This is a genomic window from Acidisoma sp. S159 (assembly GCF_009766125.1).
Classification (GTDB): Bacteria; Pseudomonadota; Alphaproteobacteria; order Acetobacterales; family Acetobacteraceae; genus Acidisoma.
Window position 1 is genome coordinate 122,039 of record NZ_LMUG01000007.1, and the last position, 16,643, is coordinate 138,681.

Here is a 16,643-nt window from a genome sequence, read left to right on the forward strand (position 1 = left end):
GCTCGGTGCTTGACTGGGTGGTGGTCACCTTCGTTGCTCTGGTGCAGATCCTGCCAGTGATCGCGGTTGCCCTCAATGCAGTGGCGACAGATTGGGCCGGCAGCATCCTGCCGACCGGCTATACCTGGCGCTGGGTCGAGCAGCTTCTGCATGATCCGCGCTTTACGGTCGCGATCTGGCATTCGCTCGTCGTCTCCTTCGGGGCACTCGTCATCGCCACCTGCGTCAGCGTGCCGGCAGTGCTGGCCGCCCACTGCTATTTGCCGAGGCTCGATCGATGGCTCGCGGCGCTGGTCATTCTTCCCTATGCAGTGCCTGGCATCGTGCTGGCGGTCGGCCTGTTGCGGCTCTATGCGGGCAACTACGGCGTGGTGTTGACGGGCACACCTTGGATTCTCCTACTGGGCTACGTTCCGCTCGGGGTCGCCTTCTTCTACGTGCCGATGAAGAACAACCTGCGGGCCTTGCCAGTAAGCGAGTTTCTCGAAGCGGGCCGTATCCTAGGCGCCTCGGACTTCGCCGTGCTTCGCCGTGTCGTGTTGCCCTGCGTCATGCCGGGATTTGTCGTCGGTATCGTCATGAATTTCTCGCTCGCGGTGAGCGAGTTCGTCTATGCCAACCTGCTGGTCGGCGGCAGCTACCCGACATTGCAGATCTTGATGAACGTGCTGAGTTCTGGCAGTGGCCATCTATTGAGCGTGCTGATCACAGCCTATTTCCTCATCGTCGCTATCGCGACCAGCGTGCTGCTGACGGTCTCTGGCAGGCAGGATCGCGCGGCATGAGCTTTGTCACTCTCCAAAAGCTCAGCAAGCGATTTGGCGACGCCAATATTTTTGCGGATATCGACCTAGCCATTCCGCGCGGCGTGATGTGCGTGCTTGTTGGCCCTTCCGGCTGTGGCAAGACGACATTGCTGCGGGTCGTCGCGGGCCTGACCGACCCCGACAGCGGGCGGGTGCTGATCGATGGTCAGGACATGACCCGCGCGCCGCCGCAACGGCGCGGCATCGGCATGGTCTTCCAACACTATGCACTATTTCCGAACCTTACGGTGGCGCAGAATCTCGCCTTTGGGCTGCAGCAGTTGAAACTCCCGCGCGAGGAGATTCGCAACCGCGTTCGCGCCATGCTCGATCTCGTGGGTCTCATGGAGCGGGCGACGGTGCGGCCTCGTGTGCTGTCAGGCGGTCAACGTCAACGCGTCGCTCTCGCTCGTGCGTTGATCATGGAACCCAAGCTGCTGCTTTTCGACGAGCCGATGTCGGCGCTCGACGCGCAGATCCGCAAGAGACTGCGGGAGGAGTTGATGCGCCTGCAGCGGGAACTCGGTTTCACCGGGCTGTTCGTGACCCATGACCAGGAGGAGGCGCTGGTCATCGGCGACCAGATCGCGGTTATGCAGGAGGGTCGTTTCCTTCAGGTCGGCACGCCGCTGGAGGTCTATAACCGCCCCGCGAACCGTGCCGTCGCTCGCTTCATTGGCGATTTCAACGTGCTCGAACCACCTGAGATCAGCCGTGTCTTCGGCCAGGAGAGCAGCGCCGCCTGGGCGATCCATCCGGAGGCAGTCCGGATCGGCATGGACGAGGGCGTGACGGCGCGCGCGCGTATCCTTGCCGTGCGGCTGCTGGGATCGATCGTGAGGACGGAGCTACAGGTCGCCGGGGTGCAGCTGAAATGCGATGCACTTAATCGGCCGGACGCCGTTCAGATCGCGGTTGGGACGGAGGTGAGTATTTCGATCCTTCCACAAAACATACGGCACCTGAAAGACTGACGTCTTGAGAGCGTGCTGGGTGAAGAGGCCCGGGGCCTCCTCACCTTCTCGATCCTTAGTCTCTGTAGGCCAGCGGATCGCCTAACGCCGCGTTTGGCGAAGTCTCTGAGTCACTGGCCCGCGAGATACGCGGCTTGTCTCTCGAAGATGCTGGTCGGAACATCCAATCTAGACCCGGGTGACCCTAAAATCGCCAGCGTTAACAAGAGACCGCTCGCGAGGAACATCGCTAACCCCATAGTCCGTAACATAACTCTGTCCTAAAATGTTCTCTTCAATTAAATATATGGACGATCAAGACTATATTTTGAGATTATCCTCGCCGGAGCCTGCTGCAACTTAGCTTTTCGACGTAGAGTTAGAGGCTCGGAGGAAACGCCCCAGCGGTCGTGGGCGGCTGGCGGCGGGGAGGCGCCTTGCGGTTCGGCAGTTGCAATCACGGACTACTGGCATAGGCCTTCTAGCTGCCTCGCTACAGCCACTTACAGAATTTTAGAGCAGGTTCCGCCTTCGGCCGTCCCCGAATAGGCGCCGTCATTTCGGAAGCACCCCGACACGAAGTTGGTGCAATCCGAGTCATTGTCCGCTTTTCATGAAGCCTGGAGGCAATCCCCCCGTCGCTGGCATTTTTGGGCAGTGCATCTCAAAATATGGTGTCGGTTTACCGTAGTCAGTGAACGGGTCAACGGTTTGCTTTGGCGCGACGTCTCCGCTTTGTGGCGCAAAAGGTCGACCTGACTTCTGGGATTCGTGCGGGCCCGCTTGGCGCTGTGAGTCAGATTTTCCTCTGAGGGCGCGCTTGTTCACGTGCGAAGCCGTCACCCGCTCGCGTCCTTCGGCTTGATTTGGGGATAACTCGATTATCTGTCCACAAAGCTACGCGCGCGGAATGCGGAAAGTCGAGAGCTAACGCATCAACTCCGGGCAACCGCGATGCGCTCCTCGATCTCGCTGGATGTCAGGCGGTAGCACTTGCTCAGGATGGAGCGAAGCTCGGCTTCCGTGTAGCCGTGAGGGTCATCCGAGCGACCTTTCCGATGTTGCGGCTCGGCGGCCGCGGGGTCGAGCATCAGGATCGCGAAGCGGCCGTCTCCAACCCGCACAACGCTCACGACCGATCTGACCATCATTCACCTTCCTGCTGGCCCGTTGAGGGTAGCAGGGCAGCCTAGCCTCGGGAATTCTGTTTTGTGTGCGCGGAGGGGATAACTCTCGAGCGATAACTCTTAGTCCTTGGCTGGCGATACCGCCAGTTGCGGGGCTGCGTTGGTGATCCCGGCGAGAAGATGCCGCTTTGTGCGCGCTTGCTCCGCACGAGAGCAACGATTCCTCGTGCGGAGGTGACATACCAGCCTTAGGGCTGTGTGGACGGCGCGGCGGTGTCATCGCCAGCAGGGGGAGCGGTATCCGTGTTTCCCGTGCCGGTCGCGGGCGCGGCCGTATCGGGCGCCGGCGCCTGGAGGTTCATCGCGTGCAGGGTTGCATCGTCAAGCTGGCCGTTCGTGGGCAGCTGATGTTGCTTCTGGAATAGGGTTACGCCGTGCTGTGTGCGCGGGCCCCAGGCTCCATCGACGCGGCCGCCGTAGAGGTGATCCTGCTTCAGAGCTGTCTGAACCTGCTGGACCAAATCATGCGACGCCTGATTCTGGGCAGGATCGCTTGCGACGGGCGCCGGCGCGGCCACGACGGCCGGGGCCACGACAGGCTCAGGTTTGGGGGCGCTTGAGCAGGCAGCCAAAGAGATGGCCGCTCCGAGCGCCATGACGGCGGAATATGTGTGCAATTTCATAACGTGCATTCCCTGTTCAGCCATCCGCTCGCGAGCGTTGTGCCTCGACCGGTATCCGGTGACATAGGCGATCACGCGGGCAGCATCAACCTAAGGTTGAGCCCGCCCTGACCCAGTCGATACGAGGATTGTCATGCTCGACCGTGAACACAAAACACCGCAGACATCGCACTACACCCGTCGGCATTAGTTCGACTTTTTCGAGTGGAATAGTCTTTGTCGCTGCGCGAAGTGCCCCGGCGTCAGTAGAATCGAGGAATAGGTCCGTCTTGGGGTGTTGTGTTGTCACCCAGGTCGATGATCACCTCGTCGATGAAGCACCAGCCCCAACCCTCGGGCGGATCATAGCCTTCAATCACGGGATGCTTCGTGGCGTGGTAATGCTTGGTTGCGTGGCGATGAGGGGAATCATCACAGCAGCCGACATGGCCGCAGACCCGGCAGACACGCAGGTGCACCCACTCGGCGCCCATCTTCAGGCATTCCGTGCAGCCGCGAGCGCTCGGCGCGACGACTGCGATTTGATCGAGGTGCGTGCATCTCTTGGTCATGGGTGGCCTCCGCATTCTTCACCAGGATATTTGGGGTAGTTCCCGTCTTGATCGAATCGGTTCTGCCCAAATTCGACTGAGGACTTATAGCGCGGGATCTCTCATCGAAGCGACCACGGCCGCCTGCGAGGCCACCCCCAACCACACCAAAGCTCTCTGGCGAGACAACAGTGCCGACTTGCCACCCGTACGCCAAAGAGGGTAAATACCCATATGTCATCGTCCTATGTTAGTATAGACAGCTATGGACAGGGGTTACCCAAGCTGAGCCGTGCGGAGAGTGATCGGCGGGAATTCACTATCGTGAGTGCTTTTATCGAGGCCAGGTGTAGCGAAAACCACTGGGAACCCAGGCCTTCGCGATGAGTTCCCATGTCGCGAGCCTGTTGGTCGCCGGCTCCTTGGACGCGCTTACCTATTGGAGCCTTGCCTTCATGGTGGCGGCTGGATTGACCGTTGTCTTCGGCATGCTGGGCTTCCTCAACGCCGCCCATACCTCCTTCTACATGCTGGGCGGCTACGTCGCCTATACGGTCGCGGGCGCCACCGGCAGCTTCTGGGCTGCCCTGTTGCTCGCTCCCCTGCTGGTCGCCGTCACAGGGGTCATCCTCGAAAGACTGCTCTTCGCGAAACTCTATCGGGCCGGACATGCCTCGCAGCTTCTGCTGACGATCGGGCTCGCCTATGTCATCGCGGAAGCGAGCAAGCTGGTCTGGGGCGACAGTGCTTTCGCGGTCGCGCCGCCGCCAAGTCTCGCGGGGCGCATCACCGTGCTCGGCGCGACCCTGCCCGTCTATCACCTGTTCATTATCGGCGCGGCGATGGTCCTCGTCTGCGTCATCGCGGCCCTACTGTTGGGCACGCGCCTCGGCATGGTGATCCGCGCCGCATCCGTGCATCCCGAGATGGTCGGCGCGCTCGGCTTCAAGGTTCGCGACATCTACACGCTGGTTTTTGCCGTCGGCCTTTACCTCGCCGCCTTCGCGGGCGTGGTGATGGCGCCGCTTGAAGGAGTTTACCCGGCCATGGCGGACGATGCCCTGGTCCAGGCGTTCATCGTTGTCGTTGCCGGCGGCCTAGGCAGCTTGCCGGGCGCCTTCATCGTCGCGGGTCTGCTGGGGCTCGTACAGGGCTTCGGCAGCGTTTTCTTTTCGGCTTACGCCATGTTCTTCCCGTTCACCGTCCTGGGTGGCGTCCTCCTGTTCCGGCCCGTCGGATTGTTCGGGGCCAAATCCGCGTGACGGCCTATCCCGATGCCTTGGCCGAAGCACGGTCCCCGCGACGCGCACAGGTACTGAATCTGCACGCGACGGTGGAAGCGTTGGTGACAGTGGCACTTCTCGCGGTGCTCGTCGCCGCTCCCGCACTGTTCTCTCGTGCCACCATCAATGACCTCGGCCAGGCTGTTTGCCTTGGCCTATTCGCCATCAGCTTCAACATCCTGTTCAAATATTCCGGCCTTCTGTCCTTCGGCCACGCCGCCTTCTTCGGCTTCGCGGCCTATACGCAAGCCCTGTTGCTGCAAAGCTTTGCCGGGTTGCCAGTCCCGCTCCTCATCCTGGCAACCGGACTTTCCGCCTCTGTCCTCGGCTACCTCATCGGCCAGATCTGCGTGCGCCGCTCAGGCGCGTATTTCTCGATGACGACGCTCGCGATCGCGGCATTGTTCTACGCCGTCGCATTCAAATGGCATGCGGCGACCGGGGGCACGGACGGGCTGGACAGCTTCATGCCGAGCAGCCTGATGCTGCTGCCGCGCTGGCATCTGGACAGTCCCGGCATCAGCGAGACCTATCTTCTCGTGCTTGCCATCCTCATCCCCGTGGCGGTCGCGGCCTGGGCGCTTCTGGAACTGACGCCCTTTGGGAGTGCCGTTGTGGCAGTCAAGCACAATGAAAAACGCGCGGCGTTCCTCGGCTACGATACCCATCGGGTGAAGCTCGCGAATTTCACTCTCGCCGCAGGACTTGCAGGCGTCGCCGGAGCGCTGTGGGCCATCGACAACAGCTTCGTATCGACCGACAGCATCGACCTGTCCTTCTCGACGACGGTCGTCATCATCGCTTTCCTCGGCGGCAGCGTCTGGTTCTGGGGGCCGCTGATCGGCGCGGTCGTCTATATCGCGGCGAGCGACTGGCTCTCCGCCCTCACGCCGCACTGGCAGATCTGGCTGGGACTGGCCTTCATCCTTGTCGTGCTCTTCGCGCCCGGCGGTATCACTGGCCTTGTGAAGTCACTGTGGCGCCTCGCCTTGCGCCCGCAGGCGGCCGCGAATGTCTGAGACTCCCTTGCTCCGTCTGGACGGGATCGCGAAGGCATTTGCGGGCACCCCGGTGCTGGTCGATCTGGATCTATCCGTCCGCGCCGGTGAAAGACGCGGCCTGATCGGCCCAAACGGCGCGGGCAAGACCACGCTGATCAACGTGATTACGGGTGCTCATCAGCCGGATGCGGGGGACATCCTGTTTCGCGGCAAGAGCATCCGGCGTCTACCACCCCACCGGCGCAATCGCCTGGGCATTTCACGTTCGTTCCAGATCCTCAGCCTCTTCGGCGAGATGACGGTCGGCGAGAATATCCGCAATGCCATTCTGCGATATCGCGGGCTGCATGTCAGTCCGCGGCGCCTGCTCCGGCGTTTGGACACCATCTTCACGGAAGTCGCCGCTGTCGCCGAGATGGTAGGTCTGGGCCGCGCCCTGCAGGAACGCGCGGACAATTTGCCCTACGGCATGCAGCGCCGGCTGGATATTGCTCTAGTCCTGGCGCAGCAGCCCGAGCTGATCATTCTGGACGAGCCGGCGGCCGGCCTTTCGGCAGCCGAAACCCGCGATCTCATCGCCGTACTTCAGGCCACCATCGGCAAGCGGACGCTTATCCTCGTCGAACATGACATGGACGTGGTCTATGCGCTCTCGGACCGCATCACCGTGCTCGACTATGGGCTGGTCTTGACCGAGGGCACGCCCGCCGAGATCAATGCCAACCCGGATGTGCGGCGCGTCTACCTCGGCGAGGAGGCGGCCTGACCATGCTGCGGGTCGAACACCTCCAGGCGCGTTATGGCCGGAGCCAGATCCTACAGGATGTGTCCCTGCACAGCGGGGCCTCCGAAGTCGTCTGCCTGCTGGGCCGCAATGGCGCCGGAAAATCGACCACCCTGAAATGCCTCATGGGCCTGCTCGTCCCCAATGCGGGCGCCGTGTCTTTGGATGGGGCTGCCATCACGGGCCTGCCCGCCTATGCCATCGCGCGCCGTGGAATTGGCTATGTTCCCGAGGAGCGGCTGATCTTTCCGAAGCTCACCGTGGCCGAGAATCTCTCGATGGGAATCTGGCACGACCGCAGCCAGGTGCCAGCATCCATCGACCGTGTGCTCGGCTACTTCCCCCGGCTCAAGGAAAAGCTGCGCGCGCGGGGCAATACGCTATCGGGCGGCGAGCAGCAGATGCTTTCGATCGGCCGCGCATTGATGGCGGAGCCGCGCGTGCTGTTGGTGGATGAACCGACCGAGGGGTTGGCGCCAGTCATCGTGCAGGCCCTCGAACGGACGCTTCTGGCGCTTGCGGCTTCGGGCACCTCCGTCCTTGTCGTGGAGTCCAAGCTCGCCGTCGCGAGCCGGATCGCGGCGCGCATCTATGTCATGGCCAAGGGTAAGACCGTATTTCACGGTAAGCCCGACGACCTTCAGGACAATCACGAAATTCGACGAGAATTTCTCGAAGTCTAGCCATCACGGCGTATCAGAACGAGGAAGACCCATGTTCAAGACCCTTCTACTCGGCGCGACGGCCGGGATCGGACTGGCAGCACTTCAACCGGCTCGCGCCGCCGCTAAGGACCCCATCGTCTTTGTGGCGGCGATCATCCAGTCGGGACCGTTCAAGGTGACCGACGCGCAAAACCTGGCGGGCGTGCAATTCGCCGTGCAGCAAATCAACAAGGCCGGCGGCGTCAATGGCCATCCCATCAAGCTCGACATCATCGACACCGAACTCAACGCGGCCACCACCAAGCGCAAAGTGACCGATGCGGTGCTCAACGATAACGCCAAGGCTATCATCGGGGCTTCGGGCTCGGACGTGGTCAATGCTCTAGTCGCGGTAGGGCAGAAATACCATGTGCCGGTGGTGGCTTTCGCGGGCGAGGCCGATGACATGACGGGCGCGCGCTTCCAGCCCGCGCTGTTCCGCGTCGCCTCCAATACCTCGATGCATGCCTCGGCCATCGTCTATGCCATGCAGCACGCCTATCCGCAGGTGAAGAAGGTGTTCCTGTTGAATGAGGACTACGCGTTTGGACATGAATCCGAAACCGGCTTCAAAACCGCGCTGAAGGGGATCGACCCAAGCGTGGAGGTTGTCGGCAGTGTCTTCCATCCTCGCGGGACGGCGGATTTCTCGCCCTATCTGCAGCAGATCCAGGCGTCGGGCGCGGATTTCGTGCTGACGGCCGATTGGGGCGCCGACCTCATCAAGCTGCTCAACCAGGGCAGCAGCTTCGGGCTGAAGCCCCGCATCGGCGGCACCTTCCTGGCGGATCCGGAAATCCTCAAGGGCGTTGGCAATGCGGCGATCGGCGATATCGGATCGGATGTCTACCAGCCGACGATCGATAGCGCCGAGAATAAAGCCTTTGTCGCCACCTGGCACAATGCCTATGCCAATACGCCGATCCCCTGGCCGACAGCGTCCGTGGGCAAGTCCTATATCTCCACCGAGCTTGCCGCCATCGCCATGAACCAGGCGGGATCGACGGATTTCGCGAAGGTGGAGAAGGTGCTGGAAGGCCTGCACTACGCGTCGATCGCGGGCCCGCTCGTTGTGCGCGCTTGCGATCACCAGGTGCAGATTGGTCAGCCGACCGGCTTGGTGATCGCCACAAACAATAATCCCTATCCGTTCCCCTTCATCGGCCCAGCCCTTATCGCGCCCCTGAACGTGATCGCGGTCGCCCCGACCGATACCGGCAACCCACGCTGCGCTGCCGCGCCGAATGGATAGCCAATTCCACGTCATGCTCGGCGAAGGCCGAGCATCCACGTCTTGCTCGCGGGGCCAAGGCAAGACGCGGATGGCACGCCTTCGCGTGCCACGACGGATCCTTCGTGCCGCGGTTCAATACTGGCTCATTCGAGCCTAGGCGCCGCGTGATTCCTTCCGTCGCCGGACGCGGGGCATGATCTCGGCGGCGAAGCGGCGCATCTCCGCTTCGAAGGGCTGGAACTGCAACATGCGCTCGGCGACCTCCTCGTAGCTGCCAACGAGGCCGGCGGCCGTGCCGCCATTCGTGCCGATGACGGGCCCCTTCCTCAGGTTCAGCGCATGGGTGTGCTTCATCACCACCTGTGGGTCGGTATTCGCTGTCTGCTTTTCGCGAATGACGCGGTCCTTCTCGGACAGCGCCACCAGCCGCGCGAAGGCCGCCTGAGCCTCCTCCGCACTCTCCCGCGCGATGACGAAAGCCGATAGACCAAAGCGCAGCGGCGCGCCCTGGCGCGGCCGCTCCGCAACGCCCGCGATCAGAGCGCCGACATTGTCCAAACTCTGCCCATTGATGAACCAAACATCGCCATGCGCGGCCACAAGCTCCTGCGCCGGGGCCGATTCACCGCCGACATAAATCAGCGGCCGCGCGCGAAACGGGTCCGTCGGGCGAATCTGATAGTCGCGGATGTTGAAGTAGCGACCCTCATGCGAGACGCGCCGGCCGCTCATCAGCGCTTCGACAATGCCGATCCATTCATTGCCGTAAGCATAGCGCTCGTCATGTTCGGCGAAGGGAATGCCCGCTTTCTCGTATTCCGCGCGGTTCCAGGCATTGACCAGGTTGATGGCGAAACGGCCCCCGGAAATATGCTCGATCTGCTGGGCCATTTTGGCGAGCACGACGGGATGATAGAGCGACGGCTTGATCGCCGCGATGATCTCGATCCGGGTCGTCAATGCGGCGAGCGCCGCCGCAGCCGTCCAGGCTTCGATCTCATCCCATTCATCGTCATAGGGATTGACCGTATGCTGAGCGATCAGCGTGCTCTCGAAGCCGAGCGCCTCCGCTTCGAGCACGAGCCTGCGGTTGCGATCCCATGACGCGTCGAAGGGCTCTTCCGGGTCTTGCAGAGCGCCCCGGCTGCCATGCACCAGCGCCCAGATGCCGAAGCGGGGTCGGGCCGCCACCTAGGCGAGCCGCCGCTCGGGGTTGCGAGCGGTCTCTTCCGCGACCAATTCCCGCGTCAAGGGCAGCAGCTCTTTGCCGCATTCGACGGCGTCTTCCAAAGGATCGAAGCCACGGATGAGAAAAGTCGAAACGCCAAGACGCCAGTAATCCAGAAGCGTCTCTGCCACCTGCTTCGGCGTGCCAACGAGGGCAGTGGTATTGCCCCGCGCGCCGGTCGCCTTGGCGATACTCGTCCACAGGCACTTGTCCAATCGGTCACCCTGCGCCGCGGCTTCGAGCAGCCTGCGCGACCCCTCGTTCTGAGGAGCCCCCGACGCGCTACCGCCCAGCCACGCCTTGCCGGCAACACGCTTGGTCGTTTCCAAAATGTCATGCGCTCGCGCCCAGGCAGCGTCTTCGGTCGCGCCAAGGATCGGCCGGAAGGAGAGGCTAAAGCGCAAGTCGCGTCCTTGCAGCACGGCCGCCGCCCGGACCCGCGTCGTGATGTCCTTCACCTGCGCTTGAGTTTCCCCCCAAAGCGCGAAGACATCGGCATGTTTGGCAGAGACGTCGATCGCGGCCTGGGAGGCGCCACCGAAATAGATGGGAATATGCGGCTGCTGCACACTGCGCACCTGAATGCCGGCATTTTCGAACTGATAGTAGCGGCCGCGATGCGATACGGGTGCGGAAGCGGTCCAGACATCCTTCAGGATCCGCACGTATTCCTCGGTCCGCGCATACCGATCGTCCTTGCCCAGGAAGTCGCCGTCCCGCCTTTGATCAGCGTCATCGCCACCTGAGATGATGTGGACGGCAAGCCGCCCGTCGCTCAGTTGGTCGAGCGTCGCAAGGGCGCGCGCCGCGAGCGTCGGCGCCACAAAGCCCGGGCGGTGCGCCAGTAGCAATCCGATGCGTTCCGTCTGTCCGGCGATGTAGCTGCCGATCAGGAACCCATCGGGCGCGTCCGCGTAATAGCCGATCAGCACGCGGTCGAAGCCGGCCGCCTCATGCGCTTGCGCGAAAGCTCGCAGATAGGTTTTGTCGATGACGACTGATTTGTCCGGCGGATGCGTCTCCGATTGAAGACGCGGCTGAATCATGCCGATAAATTCGAGAGGAATTGTCACGGCTCGCTACCCACCACATTCACGCGGCGACAGCTTCATGAGTGAGACCCGTTAGCCCCAGATGATCGCGCAAGGTGGTTCCCGCATAAGTCTTTCGGAACAGCCCGAGCCGCTGCAATTCCGGCACGACCTCGGATGCGAATTCGGCAAAACTCCCAGGCAGATAAGCGGGGCTTATAACAAAACCGTCGCAAGCCTCGGCCTCGAACCACGCGGCCAACTCCCGCGCGATCTCGGCGCCGGTGCCGACGAGTTGCGGCACCCGCACGCTGCTGGCCCAGATACGCCCCAGGCTATCCAGCGTCGCACCCGGACCGCCGATCGCGGCGAGCTTTTCCCTAACGGCATAGGGCAGCGCGACATCCTCGGCCAGTTCGGCGACCAATGTGGCCCCGTCATAGACGCCGAAGTCGAAATTGAGCTGGCCCGACATGGTCGCGATGCCGAGTTCCGGACGAGCGAGCGCATTGTGCTCATCCCGCCGTGCAATGGCCTCGGCCTTCGTGCGCCCGACGAAGGGCATCACCGCGGTCAGGATGCGGCAACCGTCTGGTGCGCGACCTTGCTGCGCCATCTGGGCGCGCACATCGCTGCGAAACGCGCGCGCCTCTTCGATGTCGCGGTTGATGGTGAAGATCGCCTCCGCCCATCGCGCACCGAAGCGGCGTCCGCGCCCGGAGGAGCCGGCTTGGATGATCACCGGATGACCGGCGGGCCCCGGCGGCATGTTCATCGGCCCCTCGACCTCGAAGAAAGTACCCTTGTGCTGCACGGGATGGATCCGCGCCGGATCGACAAAGAAGCCGCTCGCCTTGTCGTGGATCAGCGCATCCGCGTCCCAACTCCGCCAAAGCTTGAGCGCGACCTCCAGAAACTCGTCCGCCCGATCGTAACGACGGTCGTGATCCATGTGCTCTGGCTGCCCGAACATGCGGCCTTCGCTATCGTTCATCGAGGTGACGACATTCCAGGCCCCGCGCCCGGCGGAGAGATGATCGAGGGTCGTGAAGCTGCGGACGATATGGTTGGGCTGAAAATAAGTCGTCGAACGCGTTACGCCGAGGCCTAGCCGGCTGGTGCTCGCGGCGAGATAGGAGACCACCGGCATCGGGTCCAGCCGCGCGGCATCCTGCGACCCGTAGCGGAATGAGACATCGCGGCTGCCATTGAGCTGGTCCGAGACGCCGAGCCGATCGGCGAAAAAGACAAAGTCGAAAAGCCCGCCTTCCAGCACGCGGGCGACCTCCGTGTACAGGCGCGGATCGGTGAAACGCCGCGTCGTCAGCGGATGGCGCCAGACCGCGTGGCTATGCACCACCGGTCCGGCGATAAGAAAGCCGGCGAGGTGGATCTGTCTGTGCGGGCTACTCATAACTTGTCCTTCCCGTCAGACGGGACGATCGCCCTTGATCGTCACGCGGAAGCCGGAGCGCGTCTCGGGAAAATAGTCCCAGAGCGCCATGTGCTGCGTGCTGCGATTGTCCCAGAAGGCGACTGAGTTCGGCCACCAGCGGAAGCGAACCTGAAACTCAGGGCGCGCCGCGTGTTCGTAGAGGTAGCTCAGAATCGCGCGGCTCTCGTCAGCGGGAAGCTCATTGATCCGCGTGGTGAAGGTCGCGTTCACGAACAGCGCGCACCGTTTGGACACCGGATGGGTGCGGATCACAGGATGCACCGCGCGGGGATAGGCACGCCCGCTCTCTGGCACGGCATCGCGCTCGTTGTGAGAACGGTAGACGTGCTCGCCCGCGTGGGTGGCGGTGAGCCCGTCGAGGTAGGTCTTCATCCGTGGCGACAGCGCCTCATAAGCCGCGAACATGCTGGCGAAGAGCGTATCACCGCCGATCGGCGGAACAGTATGAAGATGAAGGATGCTGCCCAAGGGCGGCTGCTCGTCGCAGGAAACATCCGAATGCCAGGCCTCGCCCGCGATCCGGCGGGACGTTGCATCGGTATGGATCGGCAGGACCGCGGGATAGCCAGGAGGACCGGGCACATTGGGATGCACATGCAAGGCGCCGAAGTGCCGTCCGAGTGCCTGGTGGCTTTCGAGGCCGAGAGCCTGGTCCCGGAAAAACAGCACCTGATGCTCCACCAGGGCCGCCCCAAGCTCAGTCGCCTGATGGTTGGACAGTGGCCTAGTGAGATCGAGCCCCGTGATTTCGGCCCCGATACGCGGCGTTATGGCCGTCACAGTGATCGCGTCATAGCTCAAGGCGGTCTCCTCTAGGCGCGTCGCGGAACGACGAAACCGACCCGCGACACGTCATCTTAAACCGCCTCCCAATTCACGCAAGACACCGGGCACCGCCGCTTATAAACCCCTGGTGATCGGTATATGATTTGACCAACCTCTCCTTCTCGTATTATCGCGCTCGCCAGTCGGAGAGGCTAAAGGCGCCCGCCGAGCGAAGGAAATCAGATGGATCACGCCGTTCCGGCTCAGGCCGCCTCCGCCTGGGCTGCGCCCTACACCGCCACCTACGACGCGCTGGCCGAGCGGTTCCGGCCTATCTTTCGGCGCATCGAGGCCGGTGCCGTGGAGCGCGAACTCGGCCGCATCCTGCCTCATGAGCCGATCCGCTGGCTTAAGGAGGCCGGTTTCGGCGCCGCCCGCATCCCCGAGAACGAGGGCGGGCTCGGCGCGACCCTGCCGGAACTCTTCGCGCTGCTGATCGAACTCGCTGAAGCGGATTCCAACGTGCCGCAGGCAATGCGGGCCCATTTCGGCGCGGTTGAGGATACACTCAGTGCCCGCGACCTTGGCCGCCGGGCCCGCTGGCTACCGCGTTTCGCCGCGGGCGAGTTGGTTGGCAGCGGCTTCAGCGAAAGCGCCAATAACAAGCTTGGCAGCTTCGAGACGACGCTCGTGACTGACGGCGACCGACTTCTCCTCAATGGCACGAAATTCTATAGCACGGGCGCACTCTTCGCAGATTGGATCAACTTCGGGGCGGTGCAGGATGGCGAAGTTGTCAGCGGGCTCGTTTCCGCGACGGGGCCGGGTGTCACGCTGCTCGACGACTGGAAGGGCTTCGGGCAGACGCTGACAGGGAGCGGCACGACAACCTTTGTCGACACACCTGTAGACGCCGCCGATATCTACGCGCTCTCCGGCCGCTCGAAATACCGCATGGCCTTCTTCCAACTGGTGCATCTCGCGACGCTTTCCGGCATCGGGCGCGCGGCGACACGCGATCTGGTGCGTTCGGTTGCGACACGCACGCGGACCTACACCCATGCTGCAGGCCCCTCTTCCTCCGCCGATCCGCAGGTTCTGCAGGTTGTCGGTCAGGTCCGTGGCCTGGCCTTCGCCGCTGGGGCAATAACCTTGCAGGGCGCAGCGGCCGCCCAGAGGGTGTACGAAATAGGCCAGACCGGGGATGTTGCGGCGGAAGACGCTGAGGCCGTGGTCTCGGATATCATCGTCTCACAGTCGCAGCCGGTTGTGGCAAAGCTGGTGCTGGAAGCTACGGAATTGCTGTTCGACGCGCTCGGCGCTTCTGCCACGGATCGGTCGAAGTCGCTCGATCGGCATTGGCGGAATGCGCGCACGGTTTCGTCGCACAATCCACTGATCTACAAGCAGCGGATAGTCGGCGATTATGCCGTTAACGGCACGCGTCCCCCGGCGTTCTGGCTTGCCGGCCAGGGTTAAGGGCGGTTCGGGCGTGATGACCTAATTTCGAACTGCGACCAAGGATCCGTCATGGCACGCAAAGGCGTGCCATCCACGTCTTGCCTTTGTCACGCAAGCAAGGCGTGGATGCTCGGCCTTCGCCGAGCATGACGTGGTGAGTTAAAAGCGGTGCAAACTAGGGACATCTCGCACTAATTCAAAACACTCCATCTCAACCTTCCCTGACTCGAAAACGATGCACCGCGGCCGGGTGAGAAGGCGGCAGCCGGTCCGCGCCATCTTCTCGGATACGCGAACGCAGCGTTCCCTGTTGCGCGTCCTGCCGATAAAGCCCTCGTTCCCGCAGTTCCGGCACGACATGCTCCGCGAAATCCTCGTAGGAGCCGGGTGAGATGAACTGGTGGAGCAGAAAGCCGTCGATGCCGGAGGCCGTGACATAGGCCTGCATCTGGTCGGCGATCTGGGAAGCCGTGCCGATCCAGGTAAGCCCGCTATTGCCTTCGACGCGGCTGTAACGCCGCCTGACATCACCCGCCAGAACGGGCGCCTGCGCCGCCGCCGACTCCGTGTGGCCACCAACCTTCGTCAGTGGCTCGTCATCGGCGTATTTCGCAAGATCCAGCCCGCTATAGCCCGCATAGGCCGCCAGCGTCGCATTCGGATCGTAGTGGGACTGGAAGTCCTCGAGTTTCTCCCGCGCCGCGATGAGAGTCTTGCCGACGACGATCTGCACCCCAGCCAAAGCCTTGATCTCACCGCCGTCACGCCCCTCAGCCGATGCGAGGTCGCGGATCTCCTGCATGCCCTGCCTCACGCCTTCCGGCTTGGTGGTACCGGCGAAGATGATCTCGGCATGCCGCGCGCCCAGGCGCTTACCACGTGGCGACCACCCCGCCTGGATCAACACCGGCGTGCGCTGCGGCGAAGGATGGCTCACATGCGGACCGGCCGAGGCGAAATGCGCACCACGATGATCGATCGCCCGCACGCGTGACGGATCGGCGAAGCGCCGCGCCGTCTTGCTGCCGATGAAGGCGTCATCCGCCCAACTGCCTTCCCAAAGCTTGTAGGCCGTGTCGAGGAACTCGTCGGCGATCTCATAGCGGTCGTCATGCCGCACCATCGCATCGAGCCCGAAATTGCGCGCGGCACTCGGCAGGTAGGATGTCACGATGTTCCAGGCGATACGCCCACCCGTCAGATGATCGAGCGTGCTCAGCCGCCGCGCATGGGCAAAGGGATGATCGTAAGATGTCGAGATCGTGGCGCCGAAAGCGAGATTGCGGGTCGCCGCCGCCAGGAAAGGAATATGCATGAGCGGATCATGCGCCGGCAGCTCGACGCCCCAGGAAATCGCCGTCTCCGCCGAGGCTTTGTAGACGTCGTAAATGCCAAGAACATCGCCGAAGAAAAACAGATCCAGATGCGTCTCCTCCGCGATGCGGGCGAGATGCAGCCAGTAATCGAAGGTCGTCGAGGTCAGCCGCCGGTCCAGCGGATGAGTCCAGAGACTGGCGGCGCCGGAGCCGTCGCCGATGTTGGCCTGCTCATAGAGGCCGAAGAAGAGAGGTTTCTGTGTCATGGGAGAATCATAGCC

At 62.8% G+C, this 16,643-nt stretch carries 16 protein-coding genes; 8 read left to right on the forward strand and 8 right to left on the reverse strand.

Annotation, left to right across the window (positions count from 1 at the left end; translation table 11 throughout):
- Nucleotides 1–5 precede the first annotated feature (5 nt).
- Nucleotides 6–785: an ABC transporter permease gene (locus tag GSQ92_RS02445; RefSeq protein ID WP_158804088.1), complete on the forward strand. Its 780-nt coding sequence runs from the start codon at nt 6–8 to the stop codon at nt 783–785.
- Nucleotides 782–1,780: an ABC transporter ATP-binding protein gene (locus tag GSQ92_RS02450; protein WP_158804087.1), complete on the forward strand. Its 999-nt coding sequence runs from the start codon at nt 782–784 to the stop codon at nt 1,778–1,780. The genes GSQ92_RS02445 and GSQ92_RS02450 overlap by 4 nt, the downstream gene beginning before the upstream one ends.
- Before the next feature lie 914 nt (nt 1,781–2,694).
- On the opposite strand, the gene GSQ92_RS02455 is transcribed toward GSQ92_RS02450, so the two are convergent.
- The 3 genes from GSQ92_RS02455 to GSQ92_RS02465 form a co-directional block, all read right to left on the reverse strand.
- The gene (locus GSQ92_RS02455; RefSeq protein WP_158804086.1) at nt 2,695–2,910 is read right to left on the reverse strand and encodes a hypothetical protein; all 216 of its coding nucleotides are present in this window, start codon (nt 2,908–2,910) and stop codon (nt 2,695–2,697) included.
- A 224-nt stretch (nt 2,911–3,134) separates the two neighbouring features.
- Nucleotides 3,135–3,569, reverse strand: a complete 435-nt coding sequence (locus GSQ92_RS02460; RefSeq protein ID WP_158804085.1) for a peptidoglycan-binding protein — start codon at nt 3,567–3,569, stop codon at nt 3,135–3,137.
- Nucleotides 3,570–3,811: 242 nt separating this feature from the next.
- Nucleotides 3,812–4,120 carry a UBP-type zinc finger domain-containing protein gene (locus GSQ92_RS02465; RefSeq protein WP_158804084.1) on the reverse strand — a complete coding sequence of 103 codons (309 nt, stop codon included), beginning with the start codon at nt 4,118–4,120 and terminating at the stop codon, nt 3,812–3,814.
- A gap of 362 nt (nt 4,121–4,482) precedes the next feature.
- Between GSQ92_RS02465 and GSQ92_RS02470 the strand changes: the two genes are divergently transcribed.
- The 5 genes from GSQ92_RS02470 to GSQ92_RS02490 are packed head-to-tail and all read left to right on the forward strand — an operon-like array spanning nt 4,483 to nt 9,123.
- Nucleotides 4,483–5,361 (forward strand): branched-chain amino acid ABC transporter permease, encoded by an 879-nt coding sequence (locus GSQ92_RS02470; RefSeq protein ID WP_158804083.1) that lies wholly within the window; start codon nt 4,483–4,485, stop codon nt 5,359–5,361.
- Nucleotides 5,358–6,401 carry a branched-chain amino acid ABC transporter permease gene (locus tag GSQ92_RS02475; RefSeq protein WP_158804082.1) on the forward strand — a complete coding sequence of 348 codons (1,044 nt, stop codon included), beginning with the start codon at nt 5,358–5,360 and terminating at the stop codon, nt 6,399–6,401. The genes GSQ92_RS02470 and GSQ92_RS02475 overlap by 4 nt, the downstream gene beginning before the upstream one ends.
- The gene (locus GSQ92_RS02480; protein WP_158804214.1) at nt 6,394–7,149 is read left to right on the forward strand and encodes an ABC transporter ATP-binding protein; all 756 of its coding nucleotides are present in this window, start codon (nt 6,394–6,396) and stop codon (nt 7,147–7,149) included. The genes GSQ92_RS02475 and GSQ92_RS02480 overlap by 8 nt, the downstream gene beginning before the upstream one ends.
- 2 nt (nt 7,150–7,151) lie before the next feature.
- Nucleotides 7,152–7,850: an ABC transporter ATP-binding protein gene (locus tag GSQ92_RS02485; protein WP_158804081.1), complete on the forward strand. Its 699-nt coding sequence runs from the start codon at nt 7,152–7,154 to the stop codon at nt 7,848–7,850.
- Nucleotides 7,851–7,881: 31 nt separating this feature from the next.
- Nucleotides 7,882–9,123 carry an ABC transporter substrate-binding protein gene (locus GSQ92_RS02490; RefSeq protein ID WP_158804080.1) on the forward strand — a complete coding sequence of 414 codons (1,242 nt, stop codon included), beginning with the start codon at nt 7,882–7,884 and terminating at the stop codon, nt 9,121–9,123.
- Between the two features lie 135 nt (nt 9,124–9,258).
- Here the strand turns inward: GSQ92_RS02490 and GSQ92_RS02495 are convergent, their stop codons facing one another.
- From GSQ92_RS02495 to GSQ92_RS02510, 4 genes are read right to left on the reverse strand one after another with little or no spacing between them, the layout of a single operon-like run.
- On the reverse strand, nt 9,259–10,296 hold the full coding sequence (locus GSQ92_RS02495; protein ID WP_159012949.1) for an LLM class flavin-dependent oxidoreductase: 1,038 nt from the start codon (nt 10,294–10,296) through the stop codon (nt 9,259–9,261).
- Nucleotides 10,297–11,406 (reverse strand): LLM class flavin-dependent oxidoreductase, encoded by a 1,110-nt coding sequence (locus tag GSQ92_RS02500; RefSeq protein ID WP_371418531.1) that lies wholly within the window; start codon nt 11,404–11,406, stop codon nt 10,297–10,299.
- A 19-nt stretch (nt 11,407–11,425) separates the two neighbouring features.
- Entirely contained in the window at nt 11,426–12,778 is a 1,353-nt protein-coding gene (locus GSQ92_RS02505; protein ID WP_158804078.1) for an LLM class flavin-dependent oxidoreductase, read from the reverse strand.
- Between the two features lie 15 nt (nt 12,779–12,793).
- Entirely contained in the window at nt 12,794–13,621 is an 828-nt protein-coding gene (locus GSQ92_RS02510) for a TauD/TfdA family dioxygenase (protein WP_158804077.1), read from the reverse strand.
- 207 nt (nt 13,622–13,828) lie between these two features.
- Here GSQ92_RS02510 and GSQ92_RS02515 point away from each other — a divergent pair, with 207 nt between their 5' ends.
- Nucleotides 13,829–15,064 (forward strand): acyl-CoA dehydrogenase family protein, encoded by a 1,236-nt coding sequence (locus tag GSQ92_RS02515; RefSeq protein WP_158804076.1) that lies wholly within the window; start codon nt 13,829–13,831, stop codon nt 15,062–15,064.
- Between the two features lie 193 nt (nt 15,065–15,257).
- On the opposite strand, the gene GSQ92_RS02520 is transcribed toward GSQ92_RS02515, so the two are convergent.
- Nucleotides 15,258–16,628, reverse strand: coding sequence for an NtaA/DmoA family FMN-dependent monooxygenase (locus GSQ92_RS02520; RefSeq protein WP_158804075.1), 1,371 nt, complete (start codon nt 16,626–16,628; stop codon nt 15,258–15,260).
- Nucleotides 16,629–16,643 lie beyond the last annotated feature (15 nt).

What these genes read in the sequence shown, in the direction of transcription:
- GSQ92_RS02460 (WP_158804085.1), bottom strand. Translation starts at nt 3,569, where the DNA reads ATGAAATTGCACACATATTCCGCCGTCATGGCGCTCGGAGCGGCCATC.
- GSQ92_RS02480 (WP_158804214.1), top strand. Translation starts at nt 6,394, where the DNA reads ATGTCTGAGACTCCCTTGCTCCGTCTGGACGGGATCGCGAAGGCATTT.
- GSQ92_RS02450 (WP_158804087.1), top strand. Translation starts at nt 782, where the DNA reads ATGAGCTTTGTCACTCTCCAAAAGCTCAGCAAGCGATTTGGCGACGCC.
- GSQ92_RS02465 (WP_158804084.1), bottom strand. Translation starts at nt 4,120, where the DNA reads ATGACCAAGAGATGCACGCACCTCGATCAAATCGCAGTCGTCGCGCCG.
- GSQ92_RS02455 (WP_158804086.1), bottom strand. Translation starts at nt 2,910, where the DNA reads ATGATGGTCAGATCGGTCGTGAGCGTTGTGCGGGTTGGAGACGGCCGC.
- GSQ92_RS02505 (WP_158804078.1), bottom strand. Translation starts at nt 12,778, where the DNA reads ATGAGTAGCCCGCACAGACAGATCCACCTCGCCGGCTTTCTTATCGCC.
- GSQ92_RS02485 (WP_158804081.1), top strand. Translation starts at nt 7,152, where the DNA reads ATGCTGCGGGTCGAACACCTCCAGGCGCGTTATGGCCGGAGCCAGATC.
- GSQ92_RS02515 (WP_158804076.1), top strand. Translation starts at nt 13,829, where the DNA reads ATGGATCACGCCGTTCCGGCTCAGGCCGCCTCCGCCTGGGCTGCGCCC.
- GSQ92_RS02470 (WP_158804083.1), top strand. Translation starts at nt 4,483, where the DNA reads ATGAGTTCCCATGTCGCGAGCCTGTTGGTCGCCGGCTCCTTGGACGCG.
- GSQ92_RS02520 (WP_158804075.1), bottom strand. Translation starts at nt 16,628, where the DNA reads ATGACACAGAAACCTCTCTTCTTCGGCCTCTATGAGCAGGCCAACATC.
- GSQ92_RS02490 (WP_158804080.1), top strand. Translation starts at nt 7,882, where the DNA reads ATGTTCAAGACCCTTCTACTCGGCGCGACGGCCGGGATCGGACTGGCA.